Source organism: Nocardioides sp. (assembly GCF_030150155.1).
In the GTDB taxonomy this organism is placed as follows: Bacteria; Actinomycetota; Actinomycetes; order Propionibacteriales; family Nocardioidaceae; genus Nocardioides.
Window position 1 is genome coordinate 108,616 of record NZ_JASLGR010000016.1, and the last position, 17,995, is coordinate 126,610.

The window sequence follows — 17,995 nt, forward strand, 5'->3', positions numbered from 1 at the left end:
CTTGTCCCGGATAGGGCTGTGTCGGCGGCCTCGCCGGAGGTGGCGACGCTGCTTCTGCCCCGAATCCTATATTCCGTGCCCAGAATCTCGCGCATCCGATGGGATTCCACTGGCGTCCGCAAAACAGATATCGTATATTCTGTACTCGAAGGGAGGCCGCCGATGGATGCGAGCACGTTCCGTGACGTGATGGCCCAATGGCCGAGCGGGGTGACCGTGGTGACCACGCTCGACCGCGCAGGAGCGCCGCACGGCATGACCGCCAGCTCGTTCTCGAGCGTCAGTCTCGACCCGCCCCTGGTCTCGATCTGCCTGACCAGGACGCTCTACAGCCACGAGCTGATCGAGGCCAGCGGCGTCTTCGGGGTCAACATCCTGGCCAAGGGACAGGCTGACGTCGGGCGCAGGTTCGCCGGGATGGACACCGGCGTCACCGACCGGTTCGCCGGGGAGTCGTGGACCCTGGCCGAGACGGGGGTGCCGCTGCTGGACTCCGCCCTGGGCTGGTTCGACTGCCGGGTGGTGCACGCCTACCCGGGCGGCGACCACACCATCTTCGTCGGCGAGGTCGTCGCGGGCAGGGCCGCCGGACGCTCCGCGCCGCTGCTCTTCCACTCCCGCGGCTGGGGCCAGTTCGCCGATGTCCTGCCCGACATCGCGACCCTGTCCGACTCCGGCCTGGTGGCCGCGCTGGTCCAGACCAATCGCGGGGATCGGGCGCTCGACGTCGCCGCGCAGGCCGCCGAGGCGGGCACCCGCGTCCGTGTCGCCGACCTCACCGGCGGTACGCCGACCCTGGTCGTCGGCGACACCGCGAGCCCCGTGGGACAGCCCTGGCAGACCGCGGAGAACTCCTCGGCGCTGGTGGCCGACCCCACCCAGGCCCGCGTCGTCCTCGACGCCGGGGTCGGTCTGGCCGAGCTCGCTCTCGACCCCACCGACGAGGCCGCCGTCGCGGCCCTGATCGAGGGCGTGGCCGGCATCGCCGACCGGGTCGTGGTCAATCTCGACGCACCGTTCGGCCCCGACCGGCTCGACGCCGTGGTGGCCTGCGTCGGCGCCCTGGTGGCAGCCGGCGTGGCCGAGATCGGCCTGGCCGACACCGCCGGGCGGGCCACCCCGCTGGAGGTGCGCGGTCTGCTCCAGGAGGTCGTCGCCCTGGCCCGACCGGTGCCCGTGCGGATGCGTCTGCACGACCGCGACCGGCTCGGACTGGTCAAGGCGATCACCGCCCTCAAGAGCGGGGTGCGTCACTTCGACACCACCCTGGCCGGCCTCGACGAGGCCGTCGCCACCGAGGACCTGATCCGGCTGCTGGCCGAGGTGGAGGTGGCGACCCCGGTCGACACCGCCGCCCTGATCGAGCTCGCCCGCACAGTGCGTCACCCCGTCGGCGCCGCCGACACCCCCGCCACCGGCGGGGCCCCGTTCTCAGCACCGGCGTCGCCTGACGCCACCGACATCGTAGGAGCCGTTGGATGAGCACGAAGCTGACCGCCGAGTATCTGCTTCCTGACCTCACGGAGGCCGAGCGCGCTCGGGCCGAGCGGGTCGAGTCGATCCTTCCGCAGATCGCCGCCGCCGCCGAAGAGGCCGACATCACCGCCGCCTTCCCGGCGGGCCACGTCAAGCTGCTCGCCGACGCGGGCCTGCTCGGCCTGGTCGTCCCGACCGAGTTCGGAGGACTCGGCGGCGGGCTGCGGGACCTCGCGGCGACGACGTACGCGCTGGGGACCGTCTGCGGCTCGACGGCGCTGGCCTACTTCTTCCACTGCTCGGCGTCCTCGCGGGGCATGCTGCCCCTGGCGGCGCTCGAGGCAGGCCTTTACACCTCCGAGGAGGAGGCCGAGGTCCGCGCCTTCTCCGAGAAGGTGCTGCGCCGGATGGGCAGCGAGCAGAAGATGCTCGCCAACTTCGCCTCCGAGGCGGTCAAGGCCTCCAACGCCAACGTGCTGATCTCGACCACGGCGACCAAGACCGACGGCGGCTGGCTGCTCAACGGCGAGAAGTCGTTCGGCTGCCTGTCGGGCACCGCCGACTACTACCTGGTCACCGCCCGCCGCGAGGACGTCTCCGGCATCGACGCGCTCTCGCTCTTCTTCGTGCCGCGGGACGCCGAGGGCTCCCGTCCCCGCACCGAGTGGCTGGGCCTGGGCATGCGTGCCTCGGACAACCACGGTCTGGTGCTGGAGAACTGCTTCATCCCCGACGACGAGGCGCTCACCCTGCCCGGTGGCTTCACCCGCGCCACCCAGATGTCGCGTGGCTCCTGGGTCGGCAACCAGATCGCGATCGCCGCGATCTACGCCGGCATCGCCCGCGGCGTGTGGGAGCACGCGATGGGGCGCGTGATGGCCGCGACCTTCGCCGACACCGGCAAGCCGATCGCGTCCTCGCCGATGCACCAGGTGCTGATCGGCGACGCCGAGGGCCACCTCGGTGAGGCCCACCTGTGGCTGCGTCGCCAGATCGACCTCGAGGCCAGCGAGCCGCCGCTGCTGCCCAAGGAGGACGTGGTGAAGAGCTGGAAGCTGGCCAAGGGCGCGATCTGCGAGCACTCCTTCGCCGTCGCCGTGGACGCTCTCAAGATGTGCGGCACCTCCGGTGCCCTGATGGGCAACCACATCGGCCGCGCGGTGCGTGACACGGCGATGGGACTGGTCCAGGCCTTCCCCGCCGAGCGCGGCAGACTGGACCTTGCCAAGATGATCGTCGACCAGCAGGGCTGGGCGGGTCTGACCACCCGCGACGCGATGTCCGATGCGAAGGGTGCCCAGCAGTGACCGAGACCATCCCGACCGCCGCACCGGAGCAGGACGATCTGCGTGCCGGTCTCCGGCTCCCCGAGCTCACCGAGCTGATCGACGGGGTCTGGTCGGCACCCGCCGACCGGCTCGACGTCGAGCTCGCCGACCCGTACCTCGGCGTCGGCCTCGGCCACGCCGTGGCCTCCTCGCCCGAAGCCGTCGAGGCGGCCCTGGCCGCGGCGGCGCGGGTGCACCGCTCGGGCTCGTGGCGCACCACGCCGGTCGAGCGGCGTGCCGAGATCCTCGATGCCGTCGGTGCCGCGCTCGGTGCTGCGGTGCCGCGGCTGGCGGCGCTGGAGTCGATGGCCACCGGTGTGCCGATCGCCCAGACCAGCATCGTCGGCGTGATCGTGCCCGGCGCGTTCCACCTCGCCGCCCAGATGCTGCGCAACGGCGTGCTGAGCGAGACCACCACCGCCGAGAGCGGCAACACCGTCGAGGTGCACCGCCTCCCGCTCGGCCCGGCGCTCGCGCTGGTGCCGTGGAACGCTCCGGCCCCGATGGCCGCGCACAAGGTCGCCAGCTCGCTGGCCGCCGGTGCGCCGACCATCCTCAAGCCCAGCGAGTACGCCCCGTGGGGCACCACCGCCCTCGCCCAGGAGATCGACGCGGTGCTGCGTGCCGAGGGCGTCGAGCCCGGCACCTTCCAGCTCGTCCACGGCGGTCCCGGTGTCGGCGGCATGATGGTCACCGACCCGCGGATCCGTGCGGTCTCCTTCACCGGCGGCCTGGGCGGCGGTCGTGCCGTCGCCGCCGCCTGCGCGGCGAATTTCACCGCCCTCCAGCTCGAGCTCGGTGGCAACAACCCGCTCGTGGTGATGCCCGACGCCGACCCCGAGGCCGCCGCCCAGCACGCCGTCGACCTGCTCACCACCCTCAACGGGCAGTGGTGCCGGGCGCTGGGACGCCTGGTCGTGCCCGAGGTGCTGGCCGAGCCGATCCTGGACGGCATCACCCGCCGCCTCGGCGAGCTCACCGTCGGCGACCCCCTCGACCCGGCCACCGATCTGGGACCGATCGTCCACGCCGGGCACCTGGCGCACCTGGGCGCCGCGATCGAGGCGCGGGTCGCCGCCGGTGGGACCGCGCACAGCGCCACCGCCCTGCCCGACGGGCCGGGCACGTTCCTGGCCCCGACGATCATCGCCGGGGTGCCGAGCGAGGCCGCCGTCGAGGAGGTCTTCGGACCGGTCGCGACGATGCACACCTACACCGACGTCGACGAGGCGATCGAGCTGGCCAACGCCACCCCGTTCGGCCTGGAGGGGTACGTCGTCGGCGCCGACACCGACGCTGCGCTGGCCGTGGCCCGGGAGGTCCGCGCCGGCGAGGTGAAGGTCAACGGGTCGACCATCATGAGCCTCCACCTGATGACCCCGCGCCCGGCGTGGGGACTGTCCGGGATGGGCGAGGAGGGCACCGTGGAGACGATCAGGATCTTCACCGGTGCTCGCGTCGTCGGCCTGGAGGGTGGCTTCGCCCTGCATCGGCGCTAGCGCCGTGACCGGCGATCACGGCACGGCGGCCGCACGGCTGCGGTCACTGCTGGCCGGCCCCGATCTGATCCGGCTCCCGGGTGTCTACGACGCCGTCTCGGCGGCGATCGCCGCACGCAGTGGAGCGCGCGCCGTCTCACTCTCGGGAGCGGCCGTCTCGGCGGTCGACCTCGGTCTGCCCGACCTCGGGTTCGTGCACGGCACCGACATCGCCGACCGCGCCCGGGTGCTGCGCAGCACGCTCGGCGCCGGTGCCGACGAGGTCCCGATCCTGGCCGATGCCGACACCGGCTACGGCAACGCCCTGCAGGCGGCTCACACCGTACGTCGCTACGCCGACGCCGGGGTGGCCGGACTGCACCTGGAGGACCAGGTGGCGCCCAAGCGCTGCGGTCACCTCGGCGGCAAGGAGGTGGTCGCCGCCGACGAGGCGGCGGCACGGATCCGGGCCGCCGTCGACGCCGCCGCGGCGACCAGCGCCGGGCTCGTGATCGTGGCCCGCACCGACGCGCTGTCGGTGCTGGGACGCGAGGCGGTGATCGAGCGGTGTCGTGCCTTCGCCGAGGCCGGTGCCGACGCCGTCTTCGTGGAGGGCGCCGGACTCGGTGATCTCGCGGCGGTCAACGACGCCCTGTCGCGAGATCACCGTCGGCTGCCCCAGGTGTTCAACCGCTCCGAGGCCGCCGGTCCGCTGCGGAACGGTCCCAGTGACGCCGACCTGGCCGCGACCGGCGTACGGCTGGTGATCCATCCGGTCTCGGCCCTGCTGGCCGCCGCCGACGCCGTACGTCGGGTGGTGGCGGCGATCACCGCCGACGAGCACGCCGACGCCGTCCCCCGGATGGGGTGGACCGAGCTGACCGACCTGCTGGGCCTGCCGGCCCTGCTGCACGACGAACAGAGCTACGCCGTCGCCCCGCCCCGGGGCACGGGACAGGAGGAGCACGCATGAACACCGCACACCACACCTCGGTCGTCGTCGTGGGGGCCGGCCCGGTCGGCATGACCGCCGCGCTGGTCCTGGCACGTGCCGGGGTCGCCGTCACTGTCCTGGAGGCCGGCTCCGAGCTCGCCGCCGAGTCCCGCGCCTCGACCTTCCACCCGCCGAGCCTGGAGATGCTCGCCGAGCTGGGCGTGCTCGACACCCTGCTGGAGCGCGGCATCACCTCGACCACGTTCCAGTACCGCGACCGGGTCACCGGCCCGATCGCCGAGCTCGACCTGAGCGCGCTGGCCGCCGACACTCCCTACCCGTTCCGGGTGCAGTGCGAGCAGTCCAAGCTCACCCCGATCCTGGCCGACGCGTTCGAGCTCTACCCCGGCACCCGGATCGTCTTCGACGCCCGGGTCAACGGCGTCGACCAGGGCGACGGCACCGGCCCCGTCGCGGTCACGACCGAGGCGGGGGAGACCTTCACCGCCGACTGGGTGATCGGCGCCGACGGTGCCAGCTCGATCGTGCGCAAGCAGATCGGTGCCGAGTTCGAGGGGATCACCTACCCCGAGCGGTTCCTGGTGGTCTCCACCACCGAGGACCTGACCGAGGCGCTGCCCGGGGTCGCGGCGGTCAACTACGTCTTCGACCCCGAGGAGTGGCTGGTCCTGCTCCGCACGCCCGAGCACTGGCGGATCCTGTTCCCGACCGACGCCGACACCGCCGACGAGGTCGAGGTCGCCGAGGAGCGGGTCCAGCGCCGGCTGCGCGGTGTGGCCGACCTCGGCCGGGACTGGTCGCTGCTGCACTCCTCGCTCTACCGCGTCCACCAGCGGGTGGCCGACACCCTGCGGCGTGACCGGGTGATGCTGGTCGGCGACGCCGCACACGTGAACAACCCGCTCGGCGGGATGGGGATGAACTCCGGCATCCACGACGCGTTCCTGGTCGCCGGTGCCCTGGCCGAGCGGATCGCCGCGACGGCGAGCGCCGACGAGGCCGCCACCGACGCCCGCCTCGACGAGGTGCTGGCCGCGCGGCGCGACGTGGCGCTGTCCTACGTCAAGGCGATCACGCACGACAACTGGAAGCAGCTGCGCGAGACCGACACCGCTGCCCGCGAGGCGCACCACGCCGAGCTGCGCACCCTGGCCGCCGACCCGGTGGCCAGCCGGACCTACCTGCGGCGCACGTCGATGATCGACTCGCTGCGGCCGGTGCGATGATCCGGAAGAACCCGGCCCGCTGCGCCGAGCCGGTCGGCGAGGTCGTCGAGGCGAGCCCGGCCGAGGTCGACGCCGCCGTCGTGCTGGCGGGCAAGGCGCAGGAGCGCTGGGCCGCCCGGTCGGTGGGGGAGCGGGCTGCGCTGCTGCGCGCTGCCGCCGACGCCCTGGACCCCGAGCTCGACGCGATCGCCGAGGTGGTGGCGCGTGAGACCGGCAAGGTGCTGAGCGATGCTCGCGGTGAGGCGGGCTTCGCCACCACCGTCCTGCGCTGGTACGCCGGTCGCAGCACCGAGCTGCTGGCCGACCGGCTCAGCGACGACGAGCGTGGCCGCCTCCTGATCCGGCAGCGCCCCTTCGGCGTGGTCGGGGCGGTGACGCCGTGGAACGCTCCGCTGATCCTGGCGCTGCTCAAGGTCGCCCCGGCGCTGGCCGCGGGCAACGCGATCGTGGTCAAGCCGTCCCCGCTGGCCCCGTTCGGGGTGGCGCGGATGCTGGAGATCATCGCCGCGGCGCTGCCCGACGACGTGGTGCACGTCGTCCAGGGTGACGCCGAGACGGCGGTCGCGCTGGTCGGCCACCCGGGCGTGCACCGGGTCGCCTTCACCGGTGGCGAGAGTGCGGGGCGGGCGATCGCGAGCCTGGCCGGACGCTCGCTCACCCCGAGCGTGCTGGAGCTCGGCGGCAACGACCCGGCGATCGTGCTGGCCGACGCCGACCTGGACGAGGCCGCCTACGAGCGCCTGGTGATGGCGACCTTCGCCACCAGCGGCCAGGTCTGCATGGCGATCAAGCGGCTCTACGTCCCCACCGACCGGATCGACGAGGTGGTCGCCGGGCTGGTGGCCGCCGCGCAACGGGTGCTGCGCCTGGGTGACCCGCTGCACCCCGGGGTGACGATGGGTCCGGTGGTCTCGGCCGCCTCGGCGCTGCGTCTGGAGTCGTTGATCGCCGCAGCCGCCGAGGCCGGTGGCACCGTGATCGATCTGGGCACCGTCGATCCCGACACCGTGCTCGACGCCGGCTACTACGTCCAGCCGCGCCTGGTCACCGGCCTGGACGACACCCATCCGCTGGTCGCTGCCGAGCAGTTCGGTCCGGTGCTGCCGGTGCTGGGCTACGCCACCGTCGACGAGGTCGTCGCGCGTGCCAACAGCGGTGAGCTGGGACTGGGGGCCTCGGTCTGGTCGGCCGATGAGGGGCGGGCCTTCGAGATCGCCTCCCGCCTCGATGCCGGGTTCACCTTCGTCAACACGCACAACCGCACCGGGATGGCGCTGCACGCCCCGTTCGGTGGGGTGAAGCGGTCGGGCTGGGGTCGTGAGTACGGCGATCACGGACTGCTCGAGTACGTCCAGGACTGTGTCGTCCACGCCCCCGCCGCGTTCCGGGCCGGGGGAGCGGGGCTGGGCGCGTCGGCGTACCCCGGTCAGGCCTGAGATCGGCCGGAGAAACCCTCCCATCGAGGGAAAAGATAGGATATATTTCTCGGACAAGAGCGTCCCAGGAGGAACCGCATGAGTCAGAACCTCAAGTCCGTCCAGGAGTACTTCGACGAGGCTGGGCCCACCGACGTCAGCCGGCTCTTCGCCGACTGGACGGCACTGGTCGATCGGCTGGCAGCGCGGGTTCATGATCGTTTCGAGCTGAAGCGCGACCCCTCCACCGACGACCTGGAGGCGTTCACCTCCGAGAACGGCCCCTCGGGCAGCGTCAGGGCCTACTCCGGCCCCGAGGTCGACTGGATGATCCACTCGCACATGGCCAACCCCGAGGCGGGGTTCGTCAACGTGCACCTCACCATCTGGCTCGGCCCGCAGGTCAGGGTGCCGCACTTCGGCATGGCGCTCGGCGCCTTCCCGCAGGGCTGGGTCTTCCTGGACTCGGTCCCGCGCAGCAACCTGCTCACCGACACCGACTCCTTCGACCGCTACTACGAGCCCTTCAACGGCGAGTGGGAGCAGGTCGCGGCCGAGCACGACTGGATCAAGCCGTTCATCAGCCGCAGCGCGTTCGTCCGCGCCAGCCTCTCGCCCAACGCGCACTGCTTCATGGCGCCCAGCGAGGACCGGATGACCGAGCTCGCCACCGAGCTCGCCGAGCGTGCCCTGGACCGCTGGCTGGCCTGGGTCGACGAGGCCGAGTCCGTGCCGCTCGACGAGCGTGCCGCCCTGGCCGAGTCCGACCTCGCCACCCGGCGCAACATCGCCGAGCGCGACCCCGCCAACAACATGGGGGAGCGGTTCTTCGGCCGGGAGATGACCGAGCGCCTGGTCCGGGCGCTGTGGGGCGGCGACCGTGAGCTGCCGCGCCCGCACGAGTCCTGAGCGTCGCCGTGACTGTCCAGGCCGATCCCACCGCCGCACCGGGTGCCGACCGCACCGGTGCTGAGCCCGCCCTGATCCGGTCCCACCGGTTCGCGGTCCGGGTGCCCGGAGCAGCAGCGCCCTACGACACCCTGCACGCCGTCGCGCGCCACCGGGCCCTGCCCGCCAGCACCGACGTCGAGCGGATGAGCGGGATGCTCCAGCCCGACCGGGCTGGAGCGCCCTACCCGGTGGTCGTGGTGCTGCCCGGGATCAACGTCGCCTCGGCGGGCTACCTCGACCTCGCGGTCGCGCTGGCCTCGGCCGGGATCGTCGCCGTCACCTTCGACTGGGTCGGGGAGCTCTTCCCCGGCCAGGTCGGACTGACCCCGGGCGTCGACCTGGCCGTGGTCGGGCCGCGCACCTACGGCACCGCACCGACCACCCCGGCGCTCGCTCCGCTGCTGGCCGCCCTGGCCGAGCTCGACGACCCCGCCTGCGGCGGTCCGCTGGCGGGGCTGCTGGACCTCGATCGGGTCGGCCTGTTCGGACACTCCGCCGGGGGCACCGTGGCCCTGCAGTCGGCCCGTCCGGCGTGGTTCGAGCAGGTGCGGGCCGTGGCGACGTACGGCTCGCACACGATGGCCTCCCAGCAGCTCGGCTTCGCTGCCGGGACCCTGCTGCCCGCACCGATCAGCGCCCCGGTGATGCTCGTGGCCGGCACCGCCGACGGTGTCATCGCCGCCAGCGCCATCCGGTACGGCGACACCGCGCACGCCCCGGCCCACGACCCGGTCGAGCGGACCTGGGTCGAGGCGATCCCGGCCGAGACCGAGGCCTGGCTGGTCCGGCTCGAGGGCGCCGGCCACCTGGCCGTCGCCTCCCCGGAGGACCCGACCTCGGCCCGCGGCTTCCTGGAGCCGCCGCTGAGCGCCGACCAGGACGAGCTGCGTGCCGACCTGTGCGCGCTGCTCACCACCTTCTTCACTGCTCATCTCGGTCTCGGGGAGACGGCCGCCGCCGCAGCCGACGAGCTTGAGCAGATCCTCGTCCAGCCCCGCCCCACCATCGCCGACATCCGTCGGCGCTAGGAGGACCCCTCATGTTCAAGAACTTCTGGTACGCGGTCGAGTTCAGCTCCGACCTCAAGGCCGGCGAGCTCAAGAAGGTCAAGCTTCTGGGCCAGCAGCTGGTGCTCTATCGCAAGCGGGACAACTCCGTGGTCGCGATGTCGGACCTGTGCGTGCACCGCGGCGCGGCGCTCTCGGACGGCGAGATCAAGGGCGACTGCGTGGTCTGCCCGTATCACGGCTGGGAGTACGACGCCGAGGGCGTCGTGCAGAAGATCCCCGCGCACCCCGACAAGCCGGTGCCCAAGAAGGCCCGCGTCGACCGCTACCCGACGCAGGAGAAGTACAAGTTCGTCTGGGTCTTCATGGGCGACCTGCCTGAGGAGGAGCGCCCGCCGATCCCGGACTGGTCGATCATCGACGACGACGTGAACTTCCGTGCCGTCACCGGTGAGTTCCTGTGGAAGTCCAACTACGAGCGGATCCTGGAGAACGGCGTCGACGTCGCGCACACCCCGTTCGTGCACGGCGGCGTCTTCGGCAACAAGGAGAAGCCGGAGGTCCCCGACTTCGTGGTCGAGGAGTCCGAGTGGCACTGCAAGGTGTCGATCGAGCTCAACCCGCCGCGCTCGAAGGGGCTGTGGGGGCTGATCAACCCGAACAAGCAGGCCCTGGCCGAACGGCCGCCGGTCCCGGTCTCCACCACCTGGTGGCTGCCGAACATGATCCTGCTCGAGATCGGCACCCCGATGGGGCCGATGAAGATCTTCGACGTCAACATCCCGATCGACGAGGAGACCACCCTGGTCAAGTTCGTCGCGCTGCGCTCGTTCTTCAAGGGCGCCTGGGCCGACCGCGACGCCAAGCGCCGGATCTTCAAGGTGCTGCGTGAGGACCAGAGCATCGTCGACGCGGTCCGGCCCGAGCTGCTGCCCTTCGACCTGTCCGCCGAGCTGCACGTCAAGAGCGACTACAACGCGGTCAAGTACCGCCGTCGCCGCGCCGAGCTGGTCAAGGCCGGCTGGGGCGTGGAGGACAACACCATCGTCGGCGACGGCCCGGCCCGGGTCGAGGCCCGCGTGATCCCGTCCCCGGCCCGCAAGGCCTCCCCGGAGCTGGCCAACGCCTGGAACTTCAAGGAGGCCCGCAGCCGCGAGATCCTCGCCGGTCGCAACGAGCTCCCGCCCCGCCAGGAACGACGCCTGGTGATGGACGACCCCGCAACCCCCACCCCGCCCGCCGCCGCAGCCGGTGCGCAGGGCGAGACCAAGGACGAGAAGGAAGTGACGGCATGAGCCTGCCCGAGAACCTCTGCATCAGCACCCTGGACGACCTGATCAAGCGCGGCAGCCTGAGCGAGATCACCGGCGCCGACGGCGGCCCGTTCCAGGTGCTCGGCTCCGTGATGGGCCCCGACCCGGTCGGATCGGTGCGCCTGTTCAGCGGCGAGAAGATCGCCAAGGCCGTGTACGTCGGCATCGTCGTGCCCCAGATCGGCCTGGACAGCCACATGGTGTTCGCGTTCATGCCCGACGGCTCCCCGGTGCCGCACTTCACCCTCGACTCCGTCGGGGCCGGCGGCCACCTCGCCTTCCACCTCGACCTGATCCAGCGCGCCGACGCCGGCACCCACATGGTCTACAACGACTGGGCGCACACCCCGCTGACCGACGCCTTCAAGGAGGCGCTCGCACTCGAGGGGCTCTCGAAGGCCGAGCTCGACCCGCGCCAGCTCACCGTGATGTCGTCGTGGATGCTCGCCAGCCGGGCCGACGAGGCCGCCTTCGGCCGGCTCGACCCGATCGTGACGGCGTACCTGGACCACTGGCTCACCCTGGTCGACGGCGATGTCCCGGCCGAGGTCACCGCCGACCTGGCCGACACCGACCTGGCCGCCCGCGACGCCCGCAACCGCGCCCTGCTGTTCAGCCCGGACGTGGACAAGGTCTGGGCCCAGATCTCCCGACTGATCACCGAGCCGGTCGCCGAGGGCATCCGCGCCCAGCTGATCAGCAACGAGCTGCCGGCGTGAGCGCCGAGGCGACCACCGACGTCGAGACCAGCGCCTGGCAGAAGAAGATCGAGGGGGAGTGGCACGGCATCCCCGGCCTCTTCGACGCCACCGGCAACCACGTCGGCTTCGAGTACATCGCCCGGGCCTCGGAGGTCACCGAGCAGGGCGCGCGCTACTGGATGGACTCGAAGCTCTCGGGGGCCGGTCCGCTGCGCAACCGCTTCGAGCTCGGTGCCCAGTTCGACTTCGGCGTCGTCGACTCCGACGAGAACCGGGTCTACACCGGCCCCGACTTCTACGGCACCGGCCAGCCCTACGGCCTCTTCGTCGAGGCGAACTACTACTCGCCGGGCTGGCAGGCCGACCTGCGCACCTGGAACCAGGTCCTCGCCGACGGTGAGACCCAGGTCTACTCCTCGGTGCTGCACGACGGCTGGGCCGTGTGTGCCGTCTTCAACGGTGTCTACAAGCGCACCCTGGACCGCGAGACCAACCCCGCCACCCAGGCGTACGTCGACGAGTGGCGCGAGCTGGAGAAGGAGCGCGGTCCACGCCCGCAGGTGCTGCCCACCAAGGAGGCCGGCGCCTGGACCGGGACGCTGTTCCTGAACGACGCCGACCAGGTCACCGAGGGCACGGTCGAGGTCATCATCGAGCACACCCCGACCTCGCTGCGCTCGGCGCGGCACACGATCACCTGGCGCGGCGACCTGGAGCGGGAGTACACCTTCGACCGCTACCGCGACGGCGCCCGCACGATGTACGAGGGTCCCGAGGTCTGGGGCAACGCCACGTCCTACGGTCGGGCGCTGTTCACCACCCAGCACCTGATGGGCGCCGACGGCACCGGGGTGGAGAAGATCCGGGGCCGGGAGTTCCTGATCGACCCGACCACCCGGGAGCTGGCGATCGTGTGGCAGCTGCTGCGCGGTGAGACCACCACCCACTTCGTGCACGGCTCCCTGCAGTGGGAGCCGCGCTGATGGCCGGCACCGCCGTTGGTGCTGCCGGCCGGGTCGTCGTCGTCACCGGCGGCACCCGCGGGATCGGCCTGGGCCTGGCCCGGGAGTTCCTCGCCCGCGGCGCCCGGGTCGTGATCTGCGGTCGCTCCGAGGCCTCGGTGCAGGCAGGTCTGACCGCCCTCGGCGGCGGGGACCGGGCCACCGGTCGGGCCTGCGACGTCAGCGATCGGGCCTCGGTGCAGGCACTGTGGGACCACGCGGTGGCGACGTACGGGCGGGTCGATGTCTGGGTCAACAACGCCGGGGTCTCCTCGCGCACGGCCCCGATCGTCGAGTCCGACCAGGCCGACGTCGCCGCGATCATGGCGATCAACGTCGCCGGGGCGATCAACGGCTGTGCCGTGGCCGCGGGCGCGATGGCCTCCCAGCCCGGCGGCGGCTGGGTGTGGAACATGGAGGGCTTCGGCTCCGACGGTCGCACCCAGGCCGGGATCGGCGTCTACGGCGCCTCCAAGCGGGCGGTGCGCTACCTGACCGAGTCGCTGGTCAAGGAGCTCAAGGGGGCCACCGGCGCTGCCGGTGCCGAGGTCAAGGTCGGCTTCCTCTCCCCGGGCATCGTCGTCACCGACCTGCTGGTGGGGGACTACGACGGCAACCCCGAGGGGTTCGCCAAGGCCAAGAAGGTCTTCAACATCCTGGGCGACACCGTCGAGACGGTGACGCCGTTCCTGGCCGAGAAGGTCCTGGCGGCCACCAAGTCCGGGACTCGGGTGGCGTGGCTGACCAACGGCAAGGCCGCCGGTCGGTTCATGACCGCCGGGTTCCGCAAGCGCGATCTCTTCGCCGACCTCGACGGCACCGCCGTGCCCGCCGGACGGTCCTGATGGCCGTCGACCCGTGCACCGAGTACAGCCTCGGCCTGGCCGCCTACGACTTCGTCCCGGTGATCCTGGCCGGGGTCGGCACCGTCGTGCTGGCCGTGATGACCGGCCGCCAGCTCCCGGCGCTGCGCCGCGGGGCCTTGGTCGCCGGGGCGTGCGTGACGCTGGGCGGTCTGGCCAAGGCGGTGTGGAAGCTGCTGGTCGCCGCCGAGCCGTGCCGCAACTACCCGTTCCTGGAGAACATGCTGTTCCCGTGCCTGGCGTTCGGCTTCGCCGGCATCGCCTGGGCCCTGGTCGGCGGCCGTCGTACGACGACGGTGCCGTGGTGGCCCTTCCTCGGCCTGCCGATCCTCGGTGCGGCGGCCTCGATCGCGGTCTGGGACACCTGGCCGCTGCTGATCGTCTCCGCGATCGGCGCCGTCGTGGTCGGGGTGCTCTGCACACAGCTCGCCCTCGACCATGACGACCGCTGGGGCGCACTGCTCTTCGTCGTCTACATCGTCGGCACCCTGGTGCTGCCGCCCCTGGCCGGCCGCCCCGAGCAGTCGGCCCAGGTGCAGTGGATGGAGGAGATCACCAACTCCGCCGTCCAGCTCTGCTTCGTCCTCGGCGCGCTCCGGCTGCTGGCCCGCGCGCCCCGCCACGCCGGCACCCGCCGCCTCGAAGGAGCCCTCCGATGACGCTGATCACCCCGCTGCGGCCGGTCCTGCCCACCCCCGTGGCCTCCGGCGCCGAGCCCGTCTTCGGTGCCCGCGACCGGCTCGGCTGGCGGCGGAAGTTCGGCGTGATCGCGCCGAGCACCAACACCATCGTGCAGCCCGAGTTCGACATGATGCGGGTGCCCGGCGTGACCTCGCACTACGGCCGGATCCTGATCCGCGACGGTCGGATCGGCGACGACGCCGGGATGGAGGCGCTGCTCGACCAGATCCGTGCCTCGATGGCCGAGTGCGTCGAGGGCATCATGACGATGCGCCCCGACTACCTGGTGATGGGGATGAGCGCCGAGACCTTCTGGGACGGGGTCGAGGGCAACCGCCAGTTCGTCGCCCAGATCAAGGAGCTCTCCGGCGGTCTCGATGTCGCCACCGGTGCCGAGGCTTGTGAGCGGGCGCTGCATCTCTTCGGCGCTCGGCGGATCGGCGTGGTGACGCCGTACACGCCGATCGGAGATGCGAACGTGCGGAAGTTCTTCACCGAGCTCGGCTTCGAGGTCGGACGGATCAAGGGCCTCAACGCCCCCGACGCCGTCTCGATCGCGCACGTCAGCGAGCAGGCCCTGCGCGAGTCGATCCTCGAGGTCGACGGCCCCGACGTGGATGCGGTCGTGCAGTGCGGCACCAACCTGTGCATGACCGAGCTCGCCGACGAGGCCGAGCGTTGGCTGGGCAAGCCGGTGATCGCGATCAACGCCGCCACCTGGTGGATGGCGCTGCGCGACAACGGCATCACCGACCAGCTGCAGGGCTACGGAAGCCTGCTGCGCGACCACTGAGTCGCCCCCGCTCCGCAGCCCACCCGGGCTGTGCACGGCACCACCCGCCCGGTATCCCCCACCTGGGCGGGTGGTGTCGTCTCCGGCCGTCGTGCTGCGGGTACGTCGTCAGCCGCGGACCCCGGCCGGGGGACCGGCCGCGGCGTCGCGCTTCTCGATCAGCCGGGCGCCGACCACGAGCCGCTCGGCCGAGCCCCAGCGCGGATGGCAGGTGACCAGGGTGAGGGTGCTCTGGGTGGCGGTGGTCTCGGGGTGACCCGCCACCGGTGCCACGATCGAGGTGGTGTCGGCGGCGACGATCCGGTTCCAGGTGACCTCGTAGGTGAACCAGCCCTCGGCGGTCTCGACGTAGATCCGGTCGCCCTGGTGCACCTTGTCCAGGTGGGCGAACGGCTGGCCGTGGGTGGCGCGGTGGCCGGCGACGGCGAAGTTGCCGATCTGGCCGGGCAGCGCGGTACCGGTGAAGTGGCCCGGGCCGAGCGCGAGGGCGGCGTCGGTGGTGCCCTCGACGACCACCCACTGCCAGCGGGCCCCGAGCGCGGGGACGGTCAGGATCGCGACCCCGCCGCCGGAGCCGGCGGTCTTGCCGGAGGTGGTCGCCGCGTGGAACGAGGTGCGCAGGTCGGCCTGGGCGGCCGAGGTGCGGTGCCCGGTCCAGACCAGCAGATACACGACCAGGAGCAGCAGCAGGACGCCCGCGGTGAGGGCCACTGCGGCCACCATCCGCATGGCGGAACGGAGTGACGAACCTGATGCGCTCTCCATACAAAAAATATATCATCTCTTCATTCGGGGCGAAGTAGGACGTTCGAGGTAGGAGGAGGACGACGTGGCGATCAGGTCGATCCGAACGACGGCAACCAGCCGCACGATGGCGGCGCTGCTGGTCCTGGGCGCCTCGGCGCAGGTGGGATTCGGGGCGTCGAGCGCGTCGGCGGCGACAGCCGTCCAGCCCTCGGGCGGATGCTGGTCCTATGCGCCCAGCGGCACCGCCCTGACGGCGCCGCCGACCAGTGACGTCTCGACGGCGTTGGGGCGCTGGTCACCCTCGGGGCAGGGGGGAGTGGCGCTGGTCTCCAGCGGCCCCACCGCCGACGGCAGCCAGCGCCATGTCACCCTCACCGTGACCGACGGGCCGGTGCTCTCGACCGCCGCCGTCGACGGCACCGCCTCGGTGCTGCTCTCCGTCGACGGCACCGCGGCGCCGAGCGCCGTCCAGGTCCCGTTCTCCCTCGCCGCAGGCCAGGCCGTCACCGGCCTCCAGGCCGACGCCGACCTGCTCATCGACGGCTCCGGCAGCCACGAGATCCGTCTGGTCGGGATCTACTTCGACGCACCGGCGGCCGGCCTCCGGGTGGCCTGCAACGGCCAGAGCGGTGCCGCCGCCTCGCCGGGCGTGAACCCGGCCACGACGCCGACCGCCACGGACCTGACCACCCGGTTCACCGCCGTGGACGGCCCGGTCGTCGAGATCACCGCGATCTCCGACCAGGCGGTCACCACCGCAGCCCGCCCCGCCGACGTCGTCTCGGTCGCTCTGACCGGCTTCGCCTCGGGTGCTGCCGCCGAGCTCCAGGCCTGCCCGACCTCGGGCGCATGTGCCACCGTCGGGGTCGCAGCCCTCGACGCCGACGGCGCCGGGACGGCCAGCTTCATGATGCCCGGCTCGGTGCCGGCCGCACCGGGGACGCTGCGGGTCAACGACGGCACCGCCGTCGAGGCCTCGACGGTCCTGACGGTGCTCGGCACCCAGACGATGGTGGCGAGCGAGAAGCTCAACGCCGCCTCCACCGCGATCACCTTCGCCGGCACCGGCTGGGATCCGCGCCGCGACGTGGTGCTCCAGGGCCACCAGGGTGCCAACGGCGCCTCCTCGAAGACCAGTGACAGTGACGTCGTGGTCCGCCCTGACGCGTTGGGCACGTTCACGGCGACGTACACGGTCAAGGACGCCGACACCGTCTCGGTGGTGGCCGACCAGGCCCGGGCGAGCACCCACATCGGCTCGATCTACCTGACCTCGGGGGTGGTCGGCTCCGGGTCCACGACCACCGACTCCGACGACTCCGACGAGGCCGACGACTCCGGCGACGGTGGCACCACGACCAGCACCGGCGGTGGCACCACGACCGGCTCGGGGACGACCACGGCGTCGAGCTCGGGCGGCATCACCACCACGCCGACCTCCACGGTCCCGCAGACCACGCCGGCCGCCGTGCAGCAGGTCACCGGCACCGTCGACGTCGACGGCACCCTGGAGATCTCCGACATTCGGCTCAACGGCCAGTCCGGGGTGGGCGACCTCTTCGGCGGCGCCCCGGCGCGGACGCTGGTCTTCGTGGTGACCAACACCGGCACCACGGCGGTCACGGCGCCGATGATCAGGGTCGCGGTGGCGCGCTCGTCCGACGTCACCCCGATGCCGGTCGCCGCACCGATCAGCGACCTGCCGGTCGGCGGTCGGGCGATCGTCTCGGTGCCGGTCCAGCTGCCCTCGGCGGCGCTGGGGACCTATCGCGTCGTGGTCCAGGTCGGCGACGCCGCCTCGGGCACCTTCGACCTGGCCTGGAGCTCGTTCCCGTGGGGGCTGCTGACCCTCGACGCGATCGGTCTGGCCCTGTTGATCGTCGGGGTGGTGCCGTGGGTGGCCGAGCTGCTGCCGAAGCGGACCGTCCGGTCGGTCCGCCCGCTCGCGCTCGCCGACGGCGACGCGATCGTCGACCTGCGCGCCGCCGAACGCTGGTGGGCGAGCCGGGGTGCTGATTCTCGGGTCTGACTCTCCCCAACAAGGTAGATATCGTATATTC

The 17,995-nt window shown here is 72.1% G+C and carries 16 protein-coding genes; 15 read left to right on the top strand and 1 reads right to left on the bottom strand.

All coding sequences use genetic code 11. The annotated features are described in order from the left end of the window. Positions 1-162 precede the first annotated feature (162 nt). From Q1V88_RS03675 to Q1V88_RS03740, 14 genes are all read left to right on the top strand, one after another. Complete coding sequence (locus tag Q1V88_RS03675; RefSeq protein WP_300678028.1) at positions 163-1,482, top strand: flavin reductase; 1,320 nt, start codon at positions 163-165, stop codon at positions 1,480-1,482. After that, a complete protein-coding gene (locus Q1V88_RS03680; protein ID WP_300678030.1) occupies positions 1,479-2,783 on the top strand; it encodes an acyl-CoA dehydrogenase family protein in 1,305 nt (434 codons plus the stop codon). The genes Q1V88_RS03675 and Q1V88_RS03680 overlap by 4 nt, the downstream gene beginning before the upstream one ends. After that, the gene (locus Q1V88_RS03685; protein WP_300678032.1) at positions 2,780-4,303 is read left to right on the top strand and encodes an aldehyde dehydrogenase family protein; all 1,524 of its coding nucleotides are present in this window, start codon (positions 2,780-2,782) and stop codon (positions 4,301-4,303) included. The genes Q1V88_RS03680 and Q1V88_RS03685 overlap by 4 nt, the downstream gene beginning before the upstream one ends. 4 nt (positions 4,304-4,307) lie before the next feature. Further along, positions 4,308-5,255, top strand: coding sequence for an isocitrate lyase/PEP mutase family protein (locus tag Q1V88_RS03690; RefSeq protein ID WP_300678035.1), 948 nt, complete (start codon positions 4,308-4,310; stop codon positions 5,253-5,255). Continuing rightward, positions 5,252-6,463, top strand: coding sequence for an NAD(P)/FAD-dependent oxidoreductase (locus Q1V88_RS03695; protein ID WP_300678037.1), 1,212 nt, complete (start codon positions 5,252-5,254; stop codon positions 6,461-6,463). Before Q1V88_RS03690 ends, Q1V88_RS03695 begins: the two co-directional genes overlap by 4 nt. Further along, the gene (locus Q1V88_RS03700) at positions 6,460-7,899 is read left to right on the top strand and encodes an aldehyde dehydrogenase family protein (RefSeq protein WP_300678039.1); all 1,440 of its coding nucleotides are present in this window, start codon (positions 6,460-6,462) and stop codon (positions 7,897-7,899) included. Before Q1V88_RS03695 ends, Q1V88_RS03700 begins: the two co-directional genes overlap by 4 nt. A 78-nt stretch (positions 7,900-7,977) precedes the next feature. After that, positions 7,978-8,787 carry a hypothetical protein gene (locus tag Q1V88_RS03705; RefSeq protein WP_300678042.1) on the top strand — a complete coding sequence of 270 codons (810 nt, stop codon included), beginning with the start codon at positions 7,978-7,980 and terminating at the stop codon, positions 8,785-8,787. Positions 8,788-8,795: 8 nt separating this feature from the next. Further along, positions 8,796-9,857: an alpha/beta fold hydrolase gene (locus Q1V88_RS03710; RefSeq protein ID WP_300678044.1), complete on the top strand. Its 1,062-nt coding sequence runs from the start codon at positions 8,796-8,798 to the stop codon at positions 9,855-9,857. An 11-nt stretch (positions 9,858-9,868) separates the two neighbouring features. Further along, positions 9,869-11,131, top strand: a complete 1,263-nt coding sequence (locus Q1V88_RS03715; protein WP_300678046.1) for an aromatic ring-hydroxylating dioxygenase subunit alpha — start codon at positions 9,869-9,871, stop codon at positions 11,129-11,131. Then, on the top strand, positions 11,128-11,868 hold the full coding sequence (locus Q1V88_RS03720; RefSeq protein WP_300678049.1) for a hypothetical protein: 741 nt from the start codon (positions 11,128-11,130) through the stop codon (positions 11,866-11,868). The genes Q1V88_RS03715 and Q1V88_RS03720 overlap by 4 nt, the downstream gene beginning before the upstream one ends. Beyond that, on the top strand, positions 11,865-12,833 hold the full coding sequence (locus Q1V88_RS03725; RefSeq protein ID WP_300678052.1) for a hypothetical protein: 969 nt from the start codon (positions 11,865-11,867) through the stop codon (positions 12,831-12,833). Before Q1V88_RS03720 ends, Q1V88_RS03725 begins: the two co-directional genes overlap by 4 nt. Next, positions 12,833-13,696 carry an SDR family NAD(P)-dependent oxidoreductase gene (locus Q1V88_RS03730; protein ID WP_300678054.1) on the top strand — a complete coding sequence of 288 codons (864 nt, stop codon included), beginning with the start codon at positions 12,833-12,835 and terminating at the stop codon, positions 13,694-13,696. Before Q1V88_RS03725 ends, Q1V88_RS03730 begins: the two co-directional genes overlap by 1 nt. After that, positions 13,696-14,373, top strand: a complete 678-nt coding sequence (locus Q1V88_RS03735) for a hypothetical protein (protein WP_300678057.1) — start codon at positions 13,696-13,698, stop codon at positions 14,371-14,373. Before Q1V88_RS03730 ends, Q1V88_RS03735 begins: the two co-directional genes overlap by 1 nt. Beyond that, on the top strand, positions 14,370-15,188 hold the full coding sequence (locus Q1V88_RS03740; protein ID WP_300678060.1) for a hypothetical protein: 819 nt from the start codon (positions 14,370-14,372) through the stop codon (positions 15,186-15,188). The genes Q1V88_RS03735 and Q1V88_RS03740 overlap by 4 nt, the downstream gene beginning before the upstream one ends. A gap of 108 nt (positions 15,189-15,296) precedes the next feature. Here Q1V88_RS03740 and Q1V88_RS03745 read toward each other — a convergent pair whose 3' ends face one another. Further along, entirely contained in the window at positions 15,297-15,953 is a 657-nt protein-coding gene (locus Q1V88_RS03745) for a class E sortase (RefSeq protein ID WP_300678063.1), read from the bottom strand. A 64-nt stretch (positions 15,954-16,017) separates the two neighbouring features. Here Q1V88_RS03745 and Q1V88_RS03750 point away from each other — a divergent pair, with 64 nt between their 5' ends. Next, positions 16,018-17,964 carry a hypothetical protein gene (locus Q1V88_RS03750; RefSeq protein ID WP_300678065.1) on the top strand — a complete coding sequence of 649 codons (1,947 nt, stop codon included), beginning with the start codon at positions 16,018-16,020 and terminating at the stop codon, positions 17,962-17,964. Positions 17,965-17,995 lie beyond the last annotated feature (31 nt).